Source organism: Streptomyces sp. NPDC015220 (assembly GCF_043079345.1).
Classification (GTDB): domain Bacteria; phylum Actinomycetota; class Actinomycetes; order Streptomycetales; family Streptomycetaceae; genus Streptomyces.
The window spans coordinates 100,110-118,246 of sequence record NZ_JBIBUK010000019.1 but is presented as its reverse complement, the minus strand read 5'-3'; the positions used below and the strand labels follow the sequence as shown (position 1 = coordinate 118,246).

The 18,137-nt window shown below is 73.4% G+C and carries 19 protein-coding genes and 1 pseudogene; 10 read left to right on the top strand and 10 right to left on the bottom strand.

Annotated elements, in window-relative coordinates; translation table 11 throughout:
- Nucleotides 1–2 precede the first annotated feature (2 nt).
- Nucleotides 3–314: a dsRBD fold-containing protein gene (locus ACF061_RS29540; protein ID WP_392270043.1), complete on the bottom strand. Its 312-nt coding sequence runs from the start codon at nt 312–314 to the stop codon at nt 3–5.
- 170 nt (nt 315–484) lie between these two features.
- Between ACF061_RS29540 and ACF061_RS29535 the strand changes: the two genes are divergently transcribed.
- The gene (locus tag ACF061_RS29535; RefSeq protein ID WP_392270042.1) at nt 485–859 is read left to right on the top strand and encodes a YchJ family protein; all 375 of its coding nucleotides are present in this window, start codon (nt 485–487) and stop codon (nt 857–859) included.
- 21 nt (nt 860–880) lie between these two features.
- On the opposite strand, the gene ACF061_RS29530 is transcribed toward ACF061_RS29535, so the two are convergent.
- Entirely contained in the window at nt 881–1,582 is a 702-nt protein-coding gene (locus tag ACF061_RS29530; protein ID WP_392270041.1) for a FadR/GntR family transcriptional regulator, read from the bottom strand.
- A gap of 104 nt (nt 1,583–1,686) precedes the next feature.
- On the opposite strand from ACF061_RS29530, the gene ACF061_RS29525 reads away from it, so the two are divergent.
- Both ACF061_RS29525 and ACF061_RS29520 read left to right on the top strand, forming a co-directional pair.
- Complete coding sequence (locus ACF061_RS29525; RefSeq protein WP_392270040.1) at nt 1,687–2,271, top strand: gluconokinase; 585 nt, start codon at nt 1,687–1,689, stop codon at nt 2,269–2,271.
- A gap of 70 nt (nt 2,272–2,341) precedes the next feature.
- A complete protein-coding gene (locus ACF061_RS29520; RefSeq protein WP_392270039.1) occupies nt 2,342–3,739 on the top strand; it encodes a GntP family permease in 1,398 nt (465 codons plus the stop codon).
- A gap of 193 nt (nt 3,740–3,932) precedes the next feature.
- Here the strand turns inward: ACF061_RS29520 and ACF061_RS29515 are convergent, their stop codons facing one another.
- The 4 genes and pseudogenes from ACF061_RS29515 to ACF061_RS29500 form a co-directional block, all read right to left on the bottom strand.
- Nucleotides 3,933–4,559, bottom strand: coding sequence for a cytochrome b/b6 domain-containing protein (locus tag ACF061_RS29515; protein ID WP_392270038.1), 627 nt, complete (start codon nt 4,557–4,559; stop codon nt 3,933–3,935).
- Nucleotides 4,543–5,271 carry a molybdopterin-dependent oxidoreductase gene (locus ACF061_RS29510; RefSeq protein WP_392270037.1) on the bottom strand — a complete coding sequence of 243 codons (729 nt, stop codon included), beginning with the start codon at nt 5,269–5,271 and terminating at the stop codon, nt 4,543–4,545. Before ACF061_RS29510 ends, ACF061_RS29515 begins: the two co-directional genes overlap by 17 nt.
- Nucleotides 5,272–5,386: 115 nt before the next feature.
- Nucleotides 5,387–6,934: an APC family permease gene (locus ACF061_RS29505; protein ID WP_392270036.1), complete on the bottom strand. Its 1,548-nt coding sequence runs from the start codon at nt 6,932–6,934 to the stop codon at nt 5,387–5,389.
- A gap of 261 nt (nt 6,935–7,195) precedes the next feature.
- A pseudogene (locus ACF061_RS29500) lies at nt 7,196–8,156 on the bottom strand (hypothetical protein).
- Between the two features lie 899 nt (nt 8,157–9,055).
- On the opposite strand from ACF061_RS29500, the gene ACF061_RS29495 reads away from it, so the two are divergent.
- The 6 genes from ACF061_RS29495 (at nt 9,056) to ACF061_RS29470 (ending at nt 13,921) form a co-directional block, all read left to right on the top strand.
- Nucleotides 9,056–9,952 (top strand): DMT family transporter, encoded by an 897-nt coding sequence (locus ACF061_RS29495; protein WP_392270035.1) that lies wholly within the window; start codon nt 9,056–9,058, stop codon nt 9,950–9,952.
- A 46-nt stretch (nt 9,953–9,998) separates the two neighbouring features.
- Nucleotides 9,999–10,514 carry an NUDIX domain-containing protein gene (locus ACF061_RS29490; protein ID WP_392270034.1) on the top strand — a complete coding sequence of 172 codons (516 nt, stop codon included), beginning with the start codon at nt 9,999–10,001 and terminating at the stop codon, nt 10,512–10,514.
- Between the two features lie 46 nt (nt 10,515–10,560).
- Nucleotides 10,561–10,953 (top strand): YidH family protein, encoded by a 393-nt coding sequence (locus ACF061_RS29485; protein ID WP_392270033.1) that lies wholly within the window; start codon nt 10,561–10,563, stop codon nt 10,951–10,953.
- Nucleotides 10,954–11,123: 170 nt separating this feature from the next.
- The gene (locus ACF061_RS29480; protein WP_392270068.1) at nt 11,124–11,408 is read left to right on the top strand and encodes a DUF202 domain-containing protein; all 285 of its coding nucleotides are present in this window, start codon (nt 11,124–11,126) and stop codon (nt 11,406–11,408) included.
- Between the two features lie 257 nt (nt 11,409–11,665).
- Nucleotides 11,666–12,700 carry a phosphotransferase family protein gene (locus ACF061_RS29475; protein ID WP_392270067.1) on the top strand — a complete coding sequence of 345 codons (1,035 nt, stop codon included), beginning with the start codon at nt 11,666–11,668 and terminating at the stop codon, nt 12,698–12,700.
- 6 nt (nt 12,701–12,706) lie between these two features.
- The gene (locus ACF061_RS29470) at nt 12,707–13,921 is read left to right on the top strand and encodes an acyl-CoA dehydrogenase family protein (protein WP_392270032.1); all 1,215 of its coding nucleotides are present in this window, start codon (nt 12,707–12,709) and stop codon (nt 13,919–13,921) included.
- Between the two features lie 13 nt (nt 13,922–13,934).
- Here ACF061_RS29470 and ACF061_RS29465 read toward each other — a convergent pair whose 3' ends face one another.
- Nucleotides 13,935–14,081 carry a hypothetical protein gene (locus ACF061_RS29465; protein WP_392270031.1) on the bottom strand — a complete coding sequence of 49 codons (147 nt, stop codon included), beginning with the start codon at nt 14,079–14,081 and terminating at the stop codon, nt 13,935–13,937.
- Between the two features lie 76 nt (nt 14,082–14,157).
- Between ACF061_RS29465 and ACF061_RS29460 the strand changes: the two genes are divergently transcribed.
- Entirely contained in the window at nt 14,158–15,078 is a 921-nt protein-coding gene (locus ACF061_RS29460; RefSeq protein ID WP_392270030.1) for a LysR family transcriptional regulator, read from the top strand.
- On the opposite strand, the gene ACF061_RS29455 is transcribed toward ACF061_RS29460, so the two are convergent.
- Genes ACF061_RS29455 through ACF061_RS29445 form a run of 3 tightly spaced genes read right to left on the bottom strand, consistent with a single transcriptional unit; the run spans nt 15,017 to nt 18,091 of the window.
- Nucleotides 15,017–15,610 (bottom strand): TetR/AcrR family transcriptional regulator, encoded by a 594-nt coding sequence (locus tag ACF061_RS29455; protein ID WP_392270029.1) that lies wholly within the window; start codon nt 15,608–15,610, stop codon nt 15,017–15,019. The two genes, ACF061_RS29460 and ACF061_RS29455, sit on opposite strands and share 62 nt — an antisense overlap.
- A gap of 25 nt (nt 15,611–15,635) precedes the next feature.
- Nucleotides 15,636–17,330 (bottom strand): class I adenylate-forming enzyme family protein, encoded by a 1,695-nt coding sequence (locus ACF061_RS29450; protein WP_392270028.1) that lies wholly within the window; start codon nt 17,328–17,330, stop codon nt 15,636–15,638.
- Complete coding sequence (locus ACF061_RS29445) at nt 17,327–18,091, bottom strand: SDR family oxidoreductase (RefSeq protein WP_392270027.1); 765 nt, start codon at nt 18,089–18,091, stop codon at nt 17,327–17,329. The genes ACF061_RS29450 and ACF061_RS29445 overlap by 4 nt, the downstream gene beginning before the upstream one ends.
- Nucleotides 18,092–18,137: the final 46 nt, after the last annotated feature.

Below are 18,137 nucleotides of genomic sequence, written 5' to 3'. Positions count from 1 at the left end.
CCTCACTCCCTGGGCGACCAGAGCGGGACGGGTGGTGTCGCCTCGGGCGCTCCGACCGCCTTGATGTCGCCCGCGGCGGCGCGCAGCAGGTCGCGGCCCAGGGCGATCAGCGCGCGTCCGGCGGCGAGTTCGTCGCCGATGTCGGGCACCGCCGAGTCGTAGGGGTTGCGACGGGCCTCCGCGCAGCTCTCCAGGACGTTGTCGCCGGTGTCCAGGACGATCCGGGCCGTGGTGTCCGGGTCGTGTTCGGACAGGTACAGGTTCAGCCGCCACTCCTTGACGGACGGAGGCCGGCTGTCGACGGGTCGCGTCATCGTCCGTCCCTCCTCAGCTCCGGTCACCGGGGCCCCTTCGCCGGGGGAGTTCCCTCGTTCACCCCTTCCACTGTGCACCGCGGGCGCGCGTGCCGCGCGGGGGGGGCGGCGGGGCCCGGCGGGGGCGGCCGGCGGCCGGCGGGGGCGCCGGCACGGGCAGAATGAGGGCCATGACCACGCGTTCCTGCCCGTGCGGGCTGCCCGAGCCGTACGAGAAGTGCTGCGGCCGCTACCACCGCGGCGAGGCCGCCGCGCCGACCGCCGAGGCGCTGATGCGGTCGCGGTACTGCGCGTTCGTGCGCGGGGACGCGGCGTACCTGCTGCGCACCTGGCATCCCCGGACGCGGCCCGCGCGGCTCGACCTGGACGCGCGGACGCGCTGGACGGGTCTCGAGATCCTGGGTTCGACGGGCGGTTCGGCCTTCCACACCACCGGGACGGTGACGTTCCGGGCGTCGTACCGGGGCGGTTCGCTGCACGAGCACAGCCGGTTCGAGCGGCTCGACGGGGCGTGGGTCTACGTGGACGGGGACTTCCCCGAGTGACCGCGCGGGCCGGAACCGGGGCTACGGCGCCAGGATGTCCAGTTCCTGCAACGCGCCGACGGTGATCTCGCGGGTCAGCCGCTCGGCGCGTTCCGCGTCGCGCTCGCGTACCGCCTCGGCGACCCGGACGTGCAGGGTGACGGCGGCGGGGTCGGGGTCCTCGAACATGACCTCGTGATGGGTGCGCCCGGTCAGCACCTCGGCGACGACGTCACCGAGGCGGGCGAACATCTCGTTGCCGGAGGCGCCGAGGATCACGCGGTGGAAGGCCACGTCGTGGAACAGGTACTGCTCGAGGCGGTGGCCGCGTGAGTTGGCCACCATGCCGAGGGCGCACTCGGTGAGTTCGGAGCACTGCTCGGGGGTGGCGTGCCGGGCGGCCAGCCCCGCCGCGACCGGCTCGACCGCCGAGCGCAGCACCGTCAGCGAGCGCAGTTGCCGGGCTCGGTCGGCGCCCGCCAGCCGCCAGCGGATGACCTGCGGGTCGTAGACGTTCCACTCCACCGCGGGGAGCACGGTCACGCCCACCCGGCGGCGCGATTCGACCAGGTGCATGGATTCCAGGACCCGGACCGCCTCGCGCATCACGGAGCGTGACACATCGAAGCGCTGAGCGAGCTCGTCGGTGCGCAGGACGCTGCCCGTCGGGTACTCGCCGGCGGTGATGGCGGGGCCGAGGGTGTCCAGTACGCGGCCGTGCAGCCCCCGGCCCGGTGTGCTCATGAACTCAGCGTACGGGGTGGATCACGGAATCAAAAAGTCAGACTTATACGTCACACACTCTTGAATTCGTCGTACCTAATGGGTTTCAGTGTGGCGGACGCCGGATGTCGGCGTCGGATGTCGAGGAAGACAGCGAGGCAGTGATGCGCACCCCCCACGTCGTCGTGGTGATGGGCGTCGCCGGCACGGGCAAGACCACCATCGGTCCTCTGCTCGCGGACCGGCTGGGCGTCCCGTACGCCGAGGGCGACGACTTCCATCCGCAGGCCAACATCGACAAGATGTCGGCCGGCATCCCGCTCGACGACGCCGACCGGTGGCCGTGGCTGGACGCCATCGGCGCCTGGGCGCACGGGCGGGCGGGTCTCGGCGGGGTGGCGAGCAGCTCGGCGCTGAAGCGGTCGTACCGCGACCGGCTCAGGGCCGCGGCTCCCGGGATCGTCTTCGTCCACCTGACGGGCGACCGCAAGCTCATCGAGGACCGCATGGCGCACCGCCAGGGCCACTTCATGCCGACCGCACTGCTGGACTCGCAGTTCGCCACGCTCCAGCCGCTGGCGGCGGACGAGCCCGGCGTCGCGGTGGACGTCTCCGGCTCTCCCGAGGAGATCGCCGAGCGCGCCGTGGCGGCCCTGGCCGACCTCGACACCTCCGATCAGTCCGCCGGGGCCGCTCCGTCCCCGCGGTGACGCTCCTCCCCCACGGTCACCGACCGCGGCACACCTGATCCACCCCCTCTTCACCTGCAAGGGAACACCCGTGACCAGACTCAGCGTCGAGATGCTGGCAGCGGACGCGCCCCCGCCGATCACCTCGGCCGGACACGCTCAGCTCGGCATCGCCGTCCTGGTGGGCATCGCCGTCATCGTCCTGCTCATCACCAAGTTCAAACTGCACGCCTTCCTGTCGCTGACCATCGGGTCGCTGGTGCTCGGCGCGGTCGCCGGGGCGCCGCTGGACAAGGCCATCACCAGCTTCACCACCGGCCTCGGCTCGACGGTCGCCGGCGTCGGCGTGCTGATCGCCCTGGGCGCGATCCTCGGCAAGCTGCTCGCCGACTCCGGCGGCGCCGACCAGGTCGTCGACACGATCCTGGCGAAGGCCGGGGGCCGGGCGATGCCGTGGGCGATGGTGCTGATCGCCTCCGTGATCGGTCTGCCGCTGTTCTTCGAGGTCGGCATCGTGCTGCTGATCCCGGTCGTGCTGATGGTCGCCAAGCGCGGCAACTACTCCCTGATGCGCATCGGCGTCCCCGCGCTGGCCGGTCTGTCCGTGATGCACGGGCTGATCCCCCCGCACCCCGGCCCGCTGGTCGCGATCGACGCGGTCAAGGCCAACCTGGGCGTGACGCTGGCGCTGGGAATCCTCGTCGCCGTGCCGACCGTGATCATCGCCGGTCCGCTGTTCTCGAAGGTCGCGGCCCGCTGGGTGGACGTCCCCGCCCCGGACCGCATGCTGCCGCAGCGCGCCTCGGATGAGCTGGAGCGGCGCCCGAGCTTCGGCGCCACGCTGGCCACCGTGCTGCTGCCGGTCGTGCTGATGCTGGCCAAGGCGCTGGTGGACATCGTCATCGACGACGGCGCCGACATGACCCAGCGCGTCTTCGACGTCGTCGGCTCGCCGTTGGTCGCCCTGCTCGCCGCCGTGATCCTCGGCATATTCACCCTGGGCCGGCCCGCCGGGTTCTCCAAGGAGCGGATCAACTCCACCGTCGAGAAGGGCCTCATGCCCATCGCGGGCATCCTGCTGATCGTCGGCGCGGGCGGCGGCTTCAAGCAGACGCTGATCGACTGCGGGGTGGGCCAGATGGTTCTGGACGTCTCCAAGAGCTGGTCCATCCCGGCGCTGCTGCTGGCCTGGCTGATCGCGGTGGCGATCCGGCTGGCGACCGGTTCGGCGACCGTGGCGACCGTCTCGGCGGCCGGCCTGGTCGCCCCGCTGGCGGCCGACATGTCGACCACCCACACCGCCCTGCTGGTCCTGGCCATCGGCGCCGGCTCGCTCTTCTTCAGCCATGTCAACGACGCCGGTTTCTGGCTGGTGAAGGAGTACTTCGGGCTGAACGTCGGCCAGACGATCAAGACCTGGTCCCTCATGGAGACGATCATCTCCGTGGTGGCCGGCGGTCTGGTCCTGCTGCTGTCCTTGATCGTCTAGTAGCCGCCAGGAGCCGGATCGGGCCGGGCCCCCACGGGCCCGGCCCGATCCGTTTCGGTCCAGTTCGGTCCGGTCCAGTTCGGTCGGTCCGGTCCGGTCCGGTCCAGTTCGGTCGGTCCGGTCCGGTCCAGTTCGTAGTTCGGTCCGGTACGGCTCGCTCCGGCCCGGTCTGGTCCGGGAGCGTCAGGGGGCGTCAGGGCCGCCACAAGGGGTGTTCGCGCTCCGCCCACTCGCGGCTCACCAGTCCGGTGCGCAGGCCGCGCCGTGCCTCCGGGTCGCCGAGGGCCATGCCGATGTGACCGGCCAGCACGATGCCGACGGTCAGGGCCAGCCAGTCGTGGACGAACGTCGCGCTGGTGCGCCACATCAGCGGGGTGAGGCCGGTGAACCACATCAGCAGGCCGGTGCCGAGCATCACCACCGCGGCCCCGGCGATCCAGGCGGCGTAGATCTTCTGGCCGGCGTTGAACTTGCCCGCCGGGCGCGCCGAGCGGCGTCCGTCGCGGCGCAGCGCGGCGCGCAGCCAGACCCGGTCGTGCGGGCCGTACCGGTTGAGGAAGCGCAGGTCGGCGCGGAAGGCCCGGGAGACCAGGCCCAGCAGGAAGGGCGCCGGCAGGGCGAGGCCGGCGCACTCGTGGACGCGGACGACCAGCTCGCGCCGGCCGACGAGCACGGCGAGCTGGGGGACGTAGAGGCAGGCCGCCGTCACCACGCACACGCCCATCAGCGCCGCCGTGGCGCGGTGCACCCACCGCTGGGCGGCGCCGAAGCGGCGGACGCCGGCGCCGGGCGCGGCGGTGGTCTCAGCCCGTGGGCGCATCGCCGCGTCCGTTCGAGCGGCCGACCCAGGCGTCGACGTCGTAGCCGCGCTCCTCCCAGTAGCCCGGCCGCACCTCGTCGGTGACGGTGATGCCGGAGAGCCACTTGGCGGACTTGTAGAAGTACATCGGGGCGACGTACAGGCGGACCGGGCCGCCGTGGTCGTGCCCGATGTCCCTGTTCTGCATGCGCAGCGCGACCAGTACGTCGAAGCGGCGGGCCTGGTCGAGGGTGAGGCTCTCGGTGTAGGCGCCGTCGAAGCAGGTGAAGCGGACCGCCTTCGCCGAGGGGCGGACACCGGCCGCGTCCAGCAGCAGGGACAGCCTGACCCCCTCGAAGGGGGTGCGGGGCACGCGCCAGCCGGTGACGCACTGGACGTCGCGGACGACGCGGGTCCGGGGCAGCTCCCTGAGCCGGTCCAGCGTGTACGTCGTCGGGCGGTCGACCAGGCCGTCGACGGTGAGGCGGTAGTCCGCGGCGTCCTTGTGCGGGACGGACGCGGCGACCGAGTAGTAGCGGAAGCCGCCGCCGTTCGGGAGCAGACCGGTCAGACCGGTGGGGTCGCTGCCGGAGGCGGCGCCCAGGAAGCCTTCCAGGCCACGTTGCAGGGTGGGCGCGGCGACCATGCCGAGGGCGCCCAGGCCGAGGGTGCCGAGGAAGACACGGCGGCCGATGGGGCGGCCCTGCTCCTCCCCTGGTGGTTCGGGGTTCACCCCTCCATTCGAGCACCCGCGCCCCGGGCCTGGCCAGGGCTCACGGGTGACTCGTCGGGCTTCCGTCGTCTTCGGCGGGGCCGGTCCGGCGGCCGGCTCCGGGGCGTGGGCCGGGCTACGGCTTCGGCTCCGCGGCCTTGTCGAGCTGGAACGCCTCGTTGCCGAGTCCGATGCGGGCGTGCGCCCCGGGCCTGCGGGAGCGCAGTACGGCGCCCTGGACCAGGCCGACGACGATCGCGAGCCCGATGACGCCGGGCAGGATCCAGCTCAGCGCCGAGTCGGGGCCCGCGCCGACCAGGACGTCGAAGTCCTTGACCGTGTAGACGGCGATCACCAGCAGGGCCAGGCCGGCCAGGGCGGAGGTGACCAGCCGCCAGGCCTGCGCGCCCGCGGCGCCGCGGCGCACGAAGAAGACGATCACCGACAGGGAGGCCGCGGCCATCAGGACGATCACCCCGAGTGCGCCGATGTTGCCGCCCCAGGTGAACAGGTGCAGCACGGGCGCGGTGGGGTCGCCGGCCGACTTGTCGTCCGTCACGGCGAAGGCGAGGACGACGACCAGTGCGAAGACGGTCTGCGAGAGCGATCCGGTGGCGGGGGCGCCGCTGGTGCTGGAGGTACGGCCGAACGTCGCGGGCAGCAGGCCCTCGCGGCCCATGGCGAAGGCGTAGCGGGCGACCACGTTGTGGAAGCTGAGCATGGCCGCGAACATGCCGGTGACGAACAGGACGTGCAGCACGTCCGTGAAGGTGCCGCCGAGCCGGGAGCCGGTGAGGGAGAACAGCAGCCCCGCGCTCTCCTCGCGCGCCGTGCCGACGATCGCCGACGGGCCGGCGGCCACGGTGAGCGCCCAGCTGCTGAGGGCGAAGAAGACGGCGACGCCGGCGACCGCGAGGAACATCACGCGCGGCACGAGCACGTGCGGGCGGCTGGTCTCCTCGGCGTACACCGGGGCCTGCTCGAAGCCGAGGAAGGCCGCGATGCAGAAGCACAGCGCGGTGCCGATCCCCGCACCGGAGAGGGTGTCCGGATTGAAGGCGTGCAGGGACAGCCCCTCCTTGGCCGGGTCGCCGACCGCGGCCACGTCGAAGATCACGACGAGGATCACCTCGATGACCAGCAGCACGCCCAGCACGCGCGCGTTGACGTCGATCTTCAGCCAGCCGAGCGAGCCCACGGCGGCGACGGCGACGAGCGCCGGGATCCACCAGGCGACGGTGACGTCGGCGTAGGTGGCGAACAGGTTGGAGACCTCGAAGCCGAAGATGCCGTAGATGCCCGACTGGAGGGCGTTGTAGGCCACCAGGGCGACGAGCGCGGCGCTCGCGCCGGCCGTGCCGCCCAGACCGCGGGAGATGTACGCGTAGAACGCGCCCGCGTTGTGGACGTGCCGGCTCATCTCGGCGTAACCGACGCTGAAGAGGACCAGGACCACGCCGAGGACCACGAAGAGCAGCGGCTGCCCGACGATCCCCATCACCGCGAAGGTGGTGGGCATGACACCGGCGACCACCATGAGCGGGGCGGTCGCGGCCAGCACCGAGAGCAGCAGTCCCCCGGTGCCTAGCCGGTCGGCGCGCAGCGCCCGCTCCTGCCCCTTGAAGGTGCTGATGCCGTCGCCGTCGGCGTCGCGTCCGCGCGTGCTCGAACTGCCCGTCGTCATCGGGACCGTCCTTTCGGGCCTGGGAGTCTCGGTCGTGCCTGGTCGTGCCGCGTCGTGCCTGGTCGTGCCTGGTCGTTCCGGGTGGTCCTGGTCGTGCCTGGTCGTGCCTCGGTCGTACGGGGCCGCGGGCCCGTCGGTTCGCGGGCCGGATCGTCCGCGGCCCGTGGACTCACCGGTTCACGGGCGTGCGGGCTCGCGGGCAGCGGGCGGCATCGTCCTCGGTTCGTGCCCCGCGGGGCGCGGGCCGGTGCCGGCGGCGCGCTAGCCGGTGCCGAGGGCAGCGGCCCGGGCGGTGCGGAAGGCGGTGTACGGCTCCCGGTCGGGGTACGACCACGGTTCCGCCGTGGCGTGGTCCCCGATGCGCAGGAAGAGGGCGGCGGCCTCCGCCCCCCGGCCCTGGCAGTGCTTGGCGTGGGCGAGGTAGTTCAGGTCGACCATGCGTCGCGGATGGCCCTCCTGTCCCCACTCCAGCCACCAGTCGAAGGCGGCCTTCATCACCTGCCGGGCGCGGCGGCCCGCCCAGTGCCCGGAGGCGACGGGGTCGGCCGGGGCATGGCCGCCGACGGCGAGTGCGCGGTAGCGCTCGGCGTGCGCGACCACGGGCAGGATGGCGAGCGGGGAGTCGGCCGGCGCCTGCTCGGCGGCCCAGTTCGCGAAGTCGTAGACCTCGTGCAGCGGGTCCGGGCCGGCCGCGGCATGGCGCTCGGCGAGGGCCGCCACCATCAGGTGGTGGGCGTGGTGGTGTTCGGGGTGACGCAGACGCACCTCGTCGAAGAGGCGGACCACCTCGGCCTCCTCGCCCCTCCTCGCCCAGGGCGCGCTCCAGCAGGAGCAGGCCGAGCCACGGGGTGGGGTCGGCCGGCGCGAGCGCGGCCGCCGACCGGCAGCTCTCGCGGGCGCGGTCGGGCTTCTCCCTGCCGCCCAGGACGCGCTGGACGAGCGCCACACCGAGCAGTACGGAGGCGTCGGCGGACTCCGGTTCGGCCAGCAGCCAGTCGCCTGCCCAGGCCGCGGTGTGGGGCGGTTCGGCGAGGACGGCGACGCGGTGCCCGCGCCGGTCCCAGTCGTCACCGGTGCGGGCGAGCAGCGAGCGCACCGCCTGCCACCGGCCCTGGGCCAAGGCGGTGCGGGCGGTGACGAGTTCGGTGTCGTCGAGAGCGGCGTCGAAGACCTGGGCCGCACGCTTGCGGCCGCGGCCGAGGGGAGGCGGGGGTGGGGGCACCGCGGAACTTCCTCACGCGCTTTTCGTTCGTGCTGCGTTCGTGCCGCGCACGTCGTCTTCGTGCCGGTCCGCGGCCGGGTCCGTCGCGGGGCGGCGCTGCCCCGTCGGCCCACTCGCCGCGGCTTGTCCTTCGGTCATCGGTCGGCCATCAACTGATCACGCACAGCAAACCCTCAGCGAACCGGCGGCGTCAAGGGCAGCCGATGCGTTACACGCGTCAACTGCCCCTGTGCACACCGCACTTGTGCGAACGTCCGCTCCCCCGGGCCGACCGGTCACCAGCCCGGCAGAACCCCCGGCCACCCGCCCGGTCACCCGTTCGGCCGCCTGACCGGCCGCCCGCCGATCGACCGTCCGGCCACCCGCCCGGTCGGCCGATCGACGCACCACCCGTCCGGTCGATCGTCCGCCCCGTCCGCCCCGTCCGTCCGCCCGGCACACTGTCCGGCGACGGCTCGACGCTTGACGACGGGTCGGCCGACGGTCCGACAGCCGGACCCCCGACGCGTGACGGAAGGCCGGCCGACGGCAGGCCGGCGCCCCGCGGAAGGCCGGCCGACGCCCCGCGGAAGGCCGGTCCGACCGCTCGGCACTTCGGAGGCCCGGGGCACACTGATCGGTCGGCACGGCACGCGTTCGGCCCTTCGGTCGGCGCGCGTTCGGTCGGCGGAGCGGTCAAGTGCCCGGCGATGACTCACTCGTACGGCGTACGTCATGGCGTGTTTCCGCCGGTCCTCCCACCGTGGCCGCACAGCCGTGCCATCGCCCTGACGCACAGGGCGTCGTGACCGAGTCGGCGTGCCCGGATCCGGGCAGGCCCAGCGGCGGACAGCGCACCGGGACGCTACAGTCGGCCATTACGCACCCCGTGGCCCGGCCGGATGATCGAGGTACGCAGCGTGTCGGTTCTGGTTCTGATTCTCGCCGTGAGCGCCGCCTGCTGCCTGGGCTTCGGATTCGTGCTCCAGCAGAACGCGGCCCAGCGGGCGCCGCTGAGCGACTTCCTCTCGCCCCGGCTGCTGCTGGACCTGGTGAAGGTGCCGCGCTGGCTCGGTGGTCTCGGCCTGATGATCGCCGGCATGGTCCTCGGCGCCATGGCGCTGGGCCGGGGCGAGATCTCGCTGGTGGAACCGCTGCTGGCGACGAATCTGCTGTTCGCCCTGGCGCTGTCCCGCAGACAGACCCGGCAGCCGCTGGGCCGGCAGGGCTGGCTGGGCCTGGCCCTGCTGGCGGGCGGGGTGACGGCGTTCATCCTCGCGGGCCGGCCGCGGGCCGGCAGCGCGGTCACCGACCCGCTGCGGCACTGGCTGATCATCGGCACGATGGTGGGACTGGCGCTGCTGCTGACCACCTACGCCAAACGCTCCCGGCTGAGCTGGGGGCCGGTGCTGCTGGCCGTGGCCGCCGGGCTGCTGTACGGCGTGCAGGACGCGCTGACCCGGGTGAGCGGGCAGCGGTTCGCCGCGGGCGGCTGGACGGAGCTGTTCACCGGCTGGCAGCCGTACGGACTGCTGGTCATCGGCGTCACCGGGCTGGTCCTGGTGCAGAGCGCCTTCGAGACGGCGCCGCTGCGCATGTCCCTGCCCGCGCTCACCGCGGCCGAGCCCCTGGCCGGCATCGCCTGCGGGGTGGGTTTCCTGGGCGACCGCCTGCACACCGACGTGCCCGCGCTGACCTGGGAGGCGACGGGTCTCGCGGCGATCGTCGCGGGCATCGTCCTGCTCGGTCTGCACCCGGCGATGCCCTGCGGAAACTCGGCCGCCGAGCGGGACGCACGGAATCTGCAGCCGCGTTGAGCGGCCGGGGCGGACCGCCCTCCCGGCGCCTGCTTGGATGGGCGGCATGAGCGCTGCGGACGAGATCCTGGACGTCGTCGACGAGGACGACCGCGTCGTCGGGCGGGCCCCGCGCGGCGAGGTCTACACCGCGGGGATGCGGCACCGCTGCGTCTTCGTCGAGGTCCGGGACGCCGAGGGGCGGCTGTTCGTGCACCGCCGTACCGCGACCAAGCTGGCCTTTCCCTCCCTCTACGACATGTTCGTCGGCGGGGTCGTGGGAGCCGGGGAGAGCTACGACGACGCGGCGCTGCGCGAGGCCGAGGAGGAACTGGGGGTGACCGGGCTGCCCCGCCCGGAGTACCTGTTCAAGTTCCTGTACGAGCACGACGCGGGCTACGGCTGGTGGTCGGCGGTGTACCAGGTGCGCTGCGAGCTGCCGGTACGGCCACAGGCCGAGGAGGTCGCCTGGCACGACTTCCTGCCGGCCGACGAGGTGGAGCGCCGGCTGCCCGAGTGGGAGTGGGTGCCCGACGGCCTCGCGGCGTACGAGCGGCTGAAGGCGTACCGGTCGGCGGGGTGACGCGCCCCCGGGCCGGCGCCCGCCCGGCCTGGGTAAGGTCCCTCGGGTGATCGACTTCGTGAGGAACGTCCGCCTGTGGTTCGCCCCCGAGGAGGTCCGGGAGGAGGGCAGCACGCCGGACTACCGCTTCTCGCTGGCGAACGAGCGGACCTTCCTGGCCTGGGTGCGCACCGCGCTCGCCCTGATCGGCGGCGGTTTCGCGGTGGACCAGTTCCTGCCGCACCTGCGCTGGGCCTGGCGCATCGGTCTCGCGCTCGCGCTGCTCGCCGCGGGCGTGCTGTGCTCACTGCGCGCGGTCAACCACTGGGTGCGCTGCGAGCGGGCGATGCGGCGCGGCGAGGACCTGCCGGCGTCGCGTTTCCCGGCGCTGCTGAGCCTCGTCGTCGCGGTCGTCGCCGTCGCGATGGTCGTGGTCGTCCTCGCCGGCTGGGCCGGATGAGCGCGGCGGGCGGGAGCGGCGCGACGGACGGGGACGGCGCGGCAGGCGGGAACGGCGCGGCAGGCGGGAACGGCGCGGCAGGCGGGGACGGCGCGAGCGACGGAAGCGGCACGGCCGGCGGATCCGGCCGGGACGGCGCCCGGGCGGCGGGCCCGCCGCGGGATCCGGGGCTGCAACCGGAGCGGACGCGGCTGGCCTGGCGGCGTACGACGCTGTCCGGCACGGTGGCCGCCGTGCTCGCCGTGAAGGCGGCCCTGCACGGCGGCGTCACGCCCGCCGCCGTCGTCGTGTGCGCCCTGTGCTGCCTGTTCTGGCTGGGCTTCGTGCTGGTCGCCCAGTTCCGCATCCGCTGCCTGGCCCAGCCGGCCCCACCTGCTCTCACCCCGCGCCTGGCCACCGCCACGGTCCTGGGCACGGTCGCGCTGGCGCTGTGCGCGGTGTTGCTGGTCGTCTAGGGTCTCTCGGGTGTCTCGCCGGATGCGGACGCCCGCGCCCCGGGCGACGGACGGGGCGCGGGCGCCGGGCCCGACCGGGCGTGGCGCGGGCGGCAGGCGGGCGCGGCGCAGGCGGCAGGCGCGGAGCGGGCGGCAGGTCTGGCGCGGGCGGCAGGCGTGGCGCGGGTCACGTTCGGATGGCGCACTGGACGACATACCGACCGGTCGGCATCATGGTGGGGTCCCGTTCGCCTCAGGATCCGCACCTAGGAGCCATGATGAGCCCCGACCACCCGCCCGGACTCGATCTCGACCGGCTGCGCGTCCTGCTCGACCGCGAGGCGCCCGGCCTGGCGCGGGGCCCCCTGACCGGCCGGCTGATCGAGGGCGGACGGTCGAACCTGACGTACGCGGTCTCCGACGGCGCCGCCCGGTGGGTCGTCCGGCGGCCCCCGCTCGGCCATGTGCTGGCCACCGCGCACGACATGAGGCGCGAGCACCGGGTGATCAGCGCGCTGCACCCGACGGAGGTCCCGGTGCCGCGCCCGGTGCTGCTGTGCGAGGACGAGGAGGTGCTGGGCGCGCCGTTCTACGTCATGGAGTTCGTCGAGGGCACCCCGTACCGCACCGCCGACCAGCTCGCTCCGCTGGGCGAGGAGCGCACCCGGAACGCGGTGCTGTCGCTCGTGGACACGCTCGTCGGGCTGCACGCGGTGGACCCCGCCGCCGTGGGCCTGGCGGACTTCGGCCGGCCGGAGGGCTTCCTGGACCGGCAGCTGCGCCGCTGGGGGAAGCAGCTGGACGCCTCCCGCAACCGCGAGCTGGCCGGCATCGACGAACTGCACGCGGCCCTCGGGCGCCGCATGCCCGTCTCCCCCGCGCCCGCCGTCGTGCACGGCGACTACCGGCTCGACAACGTCCTGATCGGCCCGGACGACGGGATCAGGGCGATCCTCGACTGGGAGATGTCCACGCTCGGCGACCCGCTCACCGACCTCGGTCTGCTGGTGATGTACTGCACTCCGCTGGGTTTGCCGAAGTCGCCCGTGTCCACGACCGCCGAGGCGGCCGGGCACCCCTCCCCCGCCGAACTGGTCGAGCGGTACGCCGCGCGCTCGGGGCGCGACGTCTCGGCCGTCTCCTGGTACACGGCGTTCGCCTGGTTCAAGCTCGCCGTGATCCTGGAGGGCATCCACTACCGCTACACGCTCGGCCAGACGGTCGGCCGCGGCTTCGACCGCATCGGCGACCTGGTGCCCGTCTTCATCCAGCACGGCCTGACCACTCTGCACAGCGGCCTCCAGGAGGACTGATCAGTCATGGACTTCGCTTTCGACGCGCGCACCGAGGATCTGCGCGGCGAACTCCTCGCCTTCATGGACGAGTGCGTCCACCCGGCCGAGCGGGTCGCGCACGAGCAGCGGGCCCGGCTCGCCTCGCCCTGGGAGAACCCGCCGGTGGTGGAGGAGCTGAAGGCCGAGGCACGCCGGCGGGGTCTGTGGAACCTCTTCCTGCCCGACCCCGAGTACGGCGCCGGGCTGACCAACCTCCAGTACGCCCCGCTCGCCGAGATCACCGGCCGCTCCCCGCAACTGGCCCCCACGGCGACGAACTGCGCGGCGCCCGACACCGGCAACATGGAGGTGCTGGCCCAGTTCGGCGACGAGCGACAGAAGAAGCAGTGGCTCCAGCCGCTGCTCGACGGTGAGATCCGTTCGGCGTTCGCGATGACCGAGCCCGAGGTGGCCTCCTCGGACGCCACCAACATCACCACGCACATCGAGCGGGACGGCGACGAGTACGTCGTCACCGGCCGCAAGTGGTACATCTCCGGGGCCATGCACCCGGACTGCCGCGTCTTCATCGTGATGGGCAAGACCGACCCGGACGGCGCCGACATCCGCCGTCAGCAGTCCATGGTGCTGGTGCCGCGCGACACCCCGGGTGTCACCGTGGAGCGGGCCATGCAGGTGTTCGGCTACGAGGACCACTACCACGGCGGTCACGCCGAGGTGGTCTTCGACCACGCGCGCGTGCCGGTGTCCAACCTGATCGGCGAGGAGGGCGGCGGCTTCGCCATCGCCCAGGCCCGTCTCGGCCCCGGCCGCATCCACCACTGCATGCGGCTGATCGGCATGGCCGAGCGGGCGATCGAGCTGATGTGCCGCCGGGCCGTCTCCCGCACCGCCTTCGGCAAGGCGCTGGCCCAGCAGGGCGTGGTCCAGAACTGGATCGCGGACGCGCGGGTCCAGGTCGAGCAGTTGCGGCTGCTGGTGCTGAAGACGGCCTGGCTGATGGACACCGTCGGCAACCGGGGCGCCCACACGGAGATCCAGGCCATCAAGATCGCCACGCCGCGCGCGGTGGTCGCCATCCTGGACCGGGCGATCCAGCTGCACGGCGCGGGCGGCGTCAGCCAGGACTTCCCGCTGGCCGAGCTCTACGCCGGCGCCCGCACCCTGATGCTCGCCGACGGCCCGGACGAGGTCCACCAGCGCTCGCTGGCGCGCCGGGAGCTGAAGAAGTACCTGTGACCGCCGCCCAGCGCTAGTAACCGCCCGACGGAGTGTGGTCCGCCAGTGCCAGGGCGCGCAGGAAGCAGCGCGCGCGCAGGAGCCGGCGGGCCGCGAAGCGCAGGGCGGCCGGGCGGCGGGGGGCGTAGGCGGCGGTCCACAGCACGGGTACGTGATCCATGGCCCTCAGCCTGGCCGGGAGCGCACCCAGCGGTCCAACAGATGAATCAGCTGGCAGCCATCTCTAAAGTAGATGCATGGAGATCCGTCAGCTCCGCCACTTCATGGCGGTCGTGACCGAGGGCGGTTTCACGGCCGCCGCGCGCGCCGAACTCATCGTCCAGTCGGCGCTCAGCGCCTCGGTCAGGAATCTGGAACGCGAGCTGGGCGCCGACCTGTTCGACCGGACGGGCCGCCGGGTGGTGCTCACCGAGGCGGGCCGCGCCCTGGTGCCCCAGGCACGCGCGCTGCTCGCCGGGGCCGAGGCGGCCCGGGACGCGGTCGCGGCCGTCGCCGGTCTGGCCGCCGGGAGGGTGTCCATCGGCACGATCCAGACCCTGACCTGTGTCGACCTGCCGGCCGAACTGGCCGCGTTCCACCGGCGGTTCCCGGGCATCCAGGTGTCCGTGCGGGACGCCCCGGTCGGCGAACTCACCGACGCGCTGCGGGCCGGGGAGCTGGACCTCGCGTATCTCGCCCCGGATTCACGGGAGTTGCCCGAGGGGCTGCACGGGCACGCCACCTGGAACGAGGAACTGGTGCTGATCACCGCGCCCGGGCATCCGCTCGCCGGGGCCGGCCGCACGCTCGTCAGGGACCTGGCGGACGAGCCCTTCGTCGACTTCCGGGCCGGCACCGGACTGGAGACGGCCGTGCGGCGCCTGGCCGCGCACTGCGGGCTGGAGCGCCGGATCACCTGCGACGTCACCCAGATAGGACTGCTGGTCGACCTGGTGCGGGCCGGGATCGGGGTGGCGTTCGTGCCCCGGGCCGTCGGGGAGCGGGCCGGGCTGCCCTGCGTGCGGATCCGGCAGCCCGAGCCCGGCCGTACGGTCGTCCTGGCGGGCCGGGGCGCGCGGCCCCGGAACCCGGCGGCCGCGGCCCTCCTCGCTCACCTCACGGACGCAGCGCCCGCAGCAGCAGGTCGGCCAGGTGGTCGGCGACCTCCTGGGGAGTGAGCGGTCCGTCCGGGCGGTACCAGGTGGACAGGTGGTGGACGGAGCCGAAGTGGTAGTCGACCACCAGGTCGGCCGGGGTGGCCCTGGAGAAGACGCCCTGCTCCTGCCCCTCCTCGATCAGGGCGCGGAACCGCTCGTGGTAGCGCCGGCGTTCGGCGCGCACCTGCTTGTTCTTCTCCGGGCTGAGGTGGTGCATGGAGCGGAAGAAGATCGACGCGTCGTCGAGGTTGTCGATCGTGGTGACGACGACGTCCGCGGCGGCGTCCCGCAGCCGCTTCTCGATCGGCTCGTCCGCGCCCGCGAAGGCGTCCAGCCGTTCCTGCTGGACGCGCAGCACACGCGCGTACACCTCGTGCAGGAGGTCGTCCTTGGAGCCGAAGTAGTGGTACAGCGCGCCCTTGGTGACGCCGGCCGCCTCGACGATCTCCTGCACGGAGGTGCGGTCGTAGCCCTGCTCGGCGAAGAGCCGGGTGGCGGCGGCCAGGAGCCGCTGCGGCACAGGAGTACCGGCTGAGTCCGTCGTCCTGGGCACTGCCGCCACCTGCCTTTCCGTGGACCTACCGGTCCTGCTGGTCCTGCTGACTGTCGTGAATACGGGAACGCAGTTCCCGACGGAGGATCTTCCCACTCGCCGTCTTCGGCAAGTCCGGCAGGATCTCCACCTGCCTCGGGTACTTGTAGGCGGCCAGTCTCTCCTTGCAGTAGGCGGCGAGGGCGTCCGGGTCCGTCCCGGCGCCCGGGCGCAGGCTGACGTACGCCTTGACGGTTTCCCCGCGGTAGCCGTCCGGCACCCCGACGACGGCGACCTCGCGCACCGCCGGGTGCGTGTAGAGGACGTCCTCGACCTCGCGCGGCCACACCTTGAAGCCGGAGGCGTTGATCATGTCCTTCTTGCGGTCGACGACGTACAGCCAGCCCCGCTCGTCCATGAACCCGATGTCGCCGGTGCGCAGTTCGCCGCCGGGGAAGGTCTCGGCGGTGGCGTCGGGCCGCCGCCAGTAGCCGGGCACGACCTGCGGCCCGCTGACCACGATCTCCCCCTGCTCGCCGAAGGGCAGTTCGGCGCCCGTGTCGTCGACGATCCGCACCACCGTCTCGGGGCCGGGCACGCCCACCGCCAGCGTCCCGGAGACTGGGTCGACGGGCGCCTCGCGGCCGGGCGGCACGGAGGCGCAGGGTGCGGTGCACTCGGTGAGGCCGTAGCCGTTGCGGATGTACGGTCCGAAGCCCGCCCGGAACTTCTCCACCAGCGCGGGCGGCAGCGGCGCGCCGCCGGAGGAGATGATCCGGAAGGAGGAGAAGTGGTCCGGGGTGGCGGCGGGGTGGGCGGCCAGCGCCATGAAGGCGGTGGAGGGGCCGACCGTGTAGTGCGGCCGGTGCTCGGCGAACGCCTCCAGCACGACCCCGGGCTCGAAGCGGTACGCCAGCACCAGCGTGCCCGCGCTGTTCAGGCAGGCGCCGAACTGGCAGACCATGCCGGTGATGTGGAACAGCGGCGCCAGCGCGAAGTACACCGGCGCCTCGGGCAGGCCGAGGCCGGTGCGCTGCCGCTCGGCGTTGTACATGATGTTGCGGTGCGTGTTGGTGGCGCCCTTGGGGGTGCCGCTGGTGCCGGAGGTGTAGCTGATCAGGGCGATGTCGTCGGGGGCCGGGTCGCGGCCCTCGGGCGCCCGGTGCCCCGCGCGGGCCACCGTCACCAGGTCGTCGGCGTCCGAGGTCCGCGGCAGCCGCTCGAAGGCGAGCACCCGCGCGTCGTCGCGGGTCTGGAAGTCCAGTTCGCAGGCGGTGAGCACGATCCGCACGGGCGAGGCGGCGGCGGTCGGCCGCAGATACGCCTCCCAGGCCCGGTCCGAGCAGATCAGCGCCGCCACCTCGCCGTCCTCCAGGACGTGGGAGACCTCGGCCGACTTGTACATCGGGTTGACCGGGACGACGGTGGCGCCCGCCTTCCAGGCGCCGAGGACGGCGAGCACGAAGTGCGGCGAGTTCTGCAGCACGACGGCCACCCGGTCGCCGCGGCCCAGCCCCCGCGCGGCGAGGTACCCGGCGACCGAGTCGCTGAGCCGGTCCGTCTCGCGGTGGGTGAGGCGGGCGTCGAAGTAGGCGAGGAAGGTGCGGTCGGGGGCCTCGGCGGCCGACCGGCGCAGGGCGTGCACGAGCGAGCCGGCGGGGGCGACGGGGGCGCGCTGGGCGTCGTCGAGGAGGGCCAGCCAGGGCTTGGCCGCGTAGCGGGAGGCGGGAGCTGGGGTCACCGGATCTGCTCCCACTTGCGCTGGAGGTGGTTCATGTTCGTCAGCCAGCGGTCGGGGTCGGCGGCCCGGGCCTGGTAGAAACCGGCGACCTCGGGGTGCGGCAGGATCAGGAAGCGGTCCTCCTCGATGCCCTCGAACAGGGCGTCGGCCACGTCCTCCGGTTCGATCGCGGTCGGCCGGAGCACCAGGTCGCCCGCGCTGCCGGTGGCGGCCAGCATGTCGGTGCGCACCCCCTGCGGGCAGATCGCGTGCACCTTGATCCCGCGGTGCCGGTACGTCAGCGACAGCCACTCGGCGAAGGCGTGGGCGGCGTGCTTGGTGACGCTGTACGGCGCGGCGCCGATCATGGTGAGCAGCCCGGCGGCGGAGACGGTCGACACGAACCGGCCGCCGCCGCGCTCCAGCCAGGCCGGGAGCAGGGCCTCGGCGGCGCGCACGTGCGCCATGACGTTGACGTCCCAGGCGCGCGCCCAGACCTCCTCGCCGGCCGCCTCCGAGCCGCCGGAGCCCAGTCCCGCGTTGGCGCAGTACACGTCGACGGCGCCGCCGAGCGCGTCCCGGGCTTCGGCGACGACCGCGGCGGCGTCGCCCGGCAGGGCGACGCCGCCGATCTCCTCGGCGAGGGCCCCGGCCCGTGCGGCGTCGAGGTCGTTGACGACCACTCGCGCCCCCTCGGCGGCGAACCGGCGGGCCAGCGCCGCCCCGATGCCGCCCCCGGCCCCGGTGACGACCACTCCCGCACCCTGAACGGCTTCCACCATCGGTCTCCTTCGACACGACGTCGACGCCCTGCGCATCGGCTCTGCC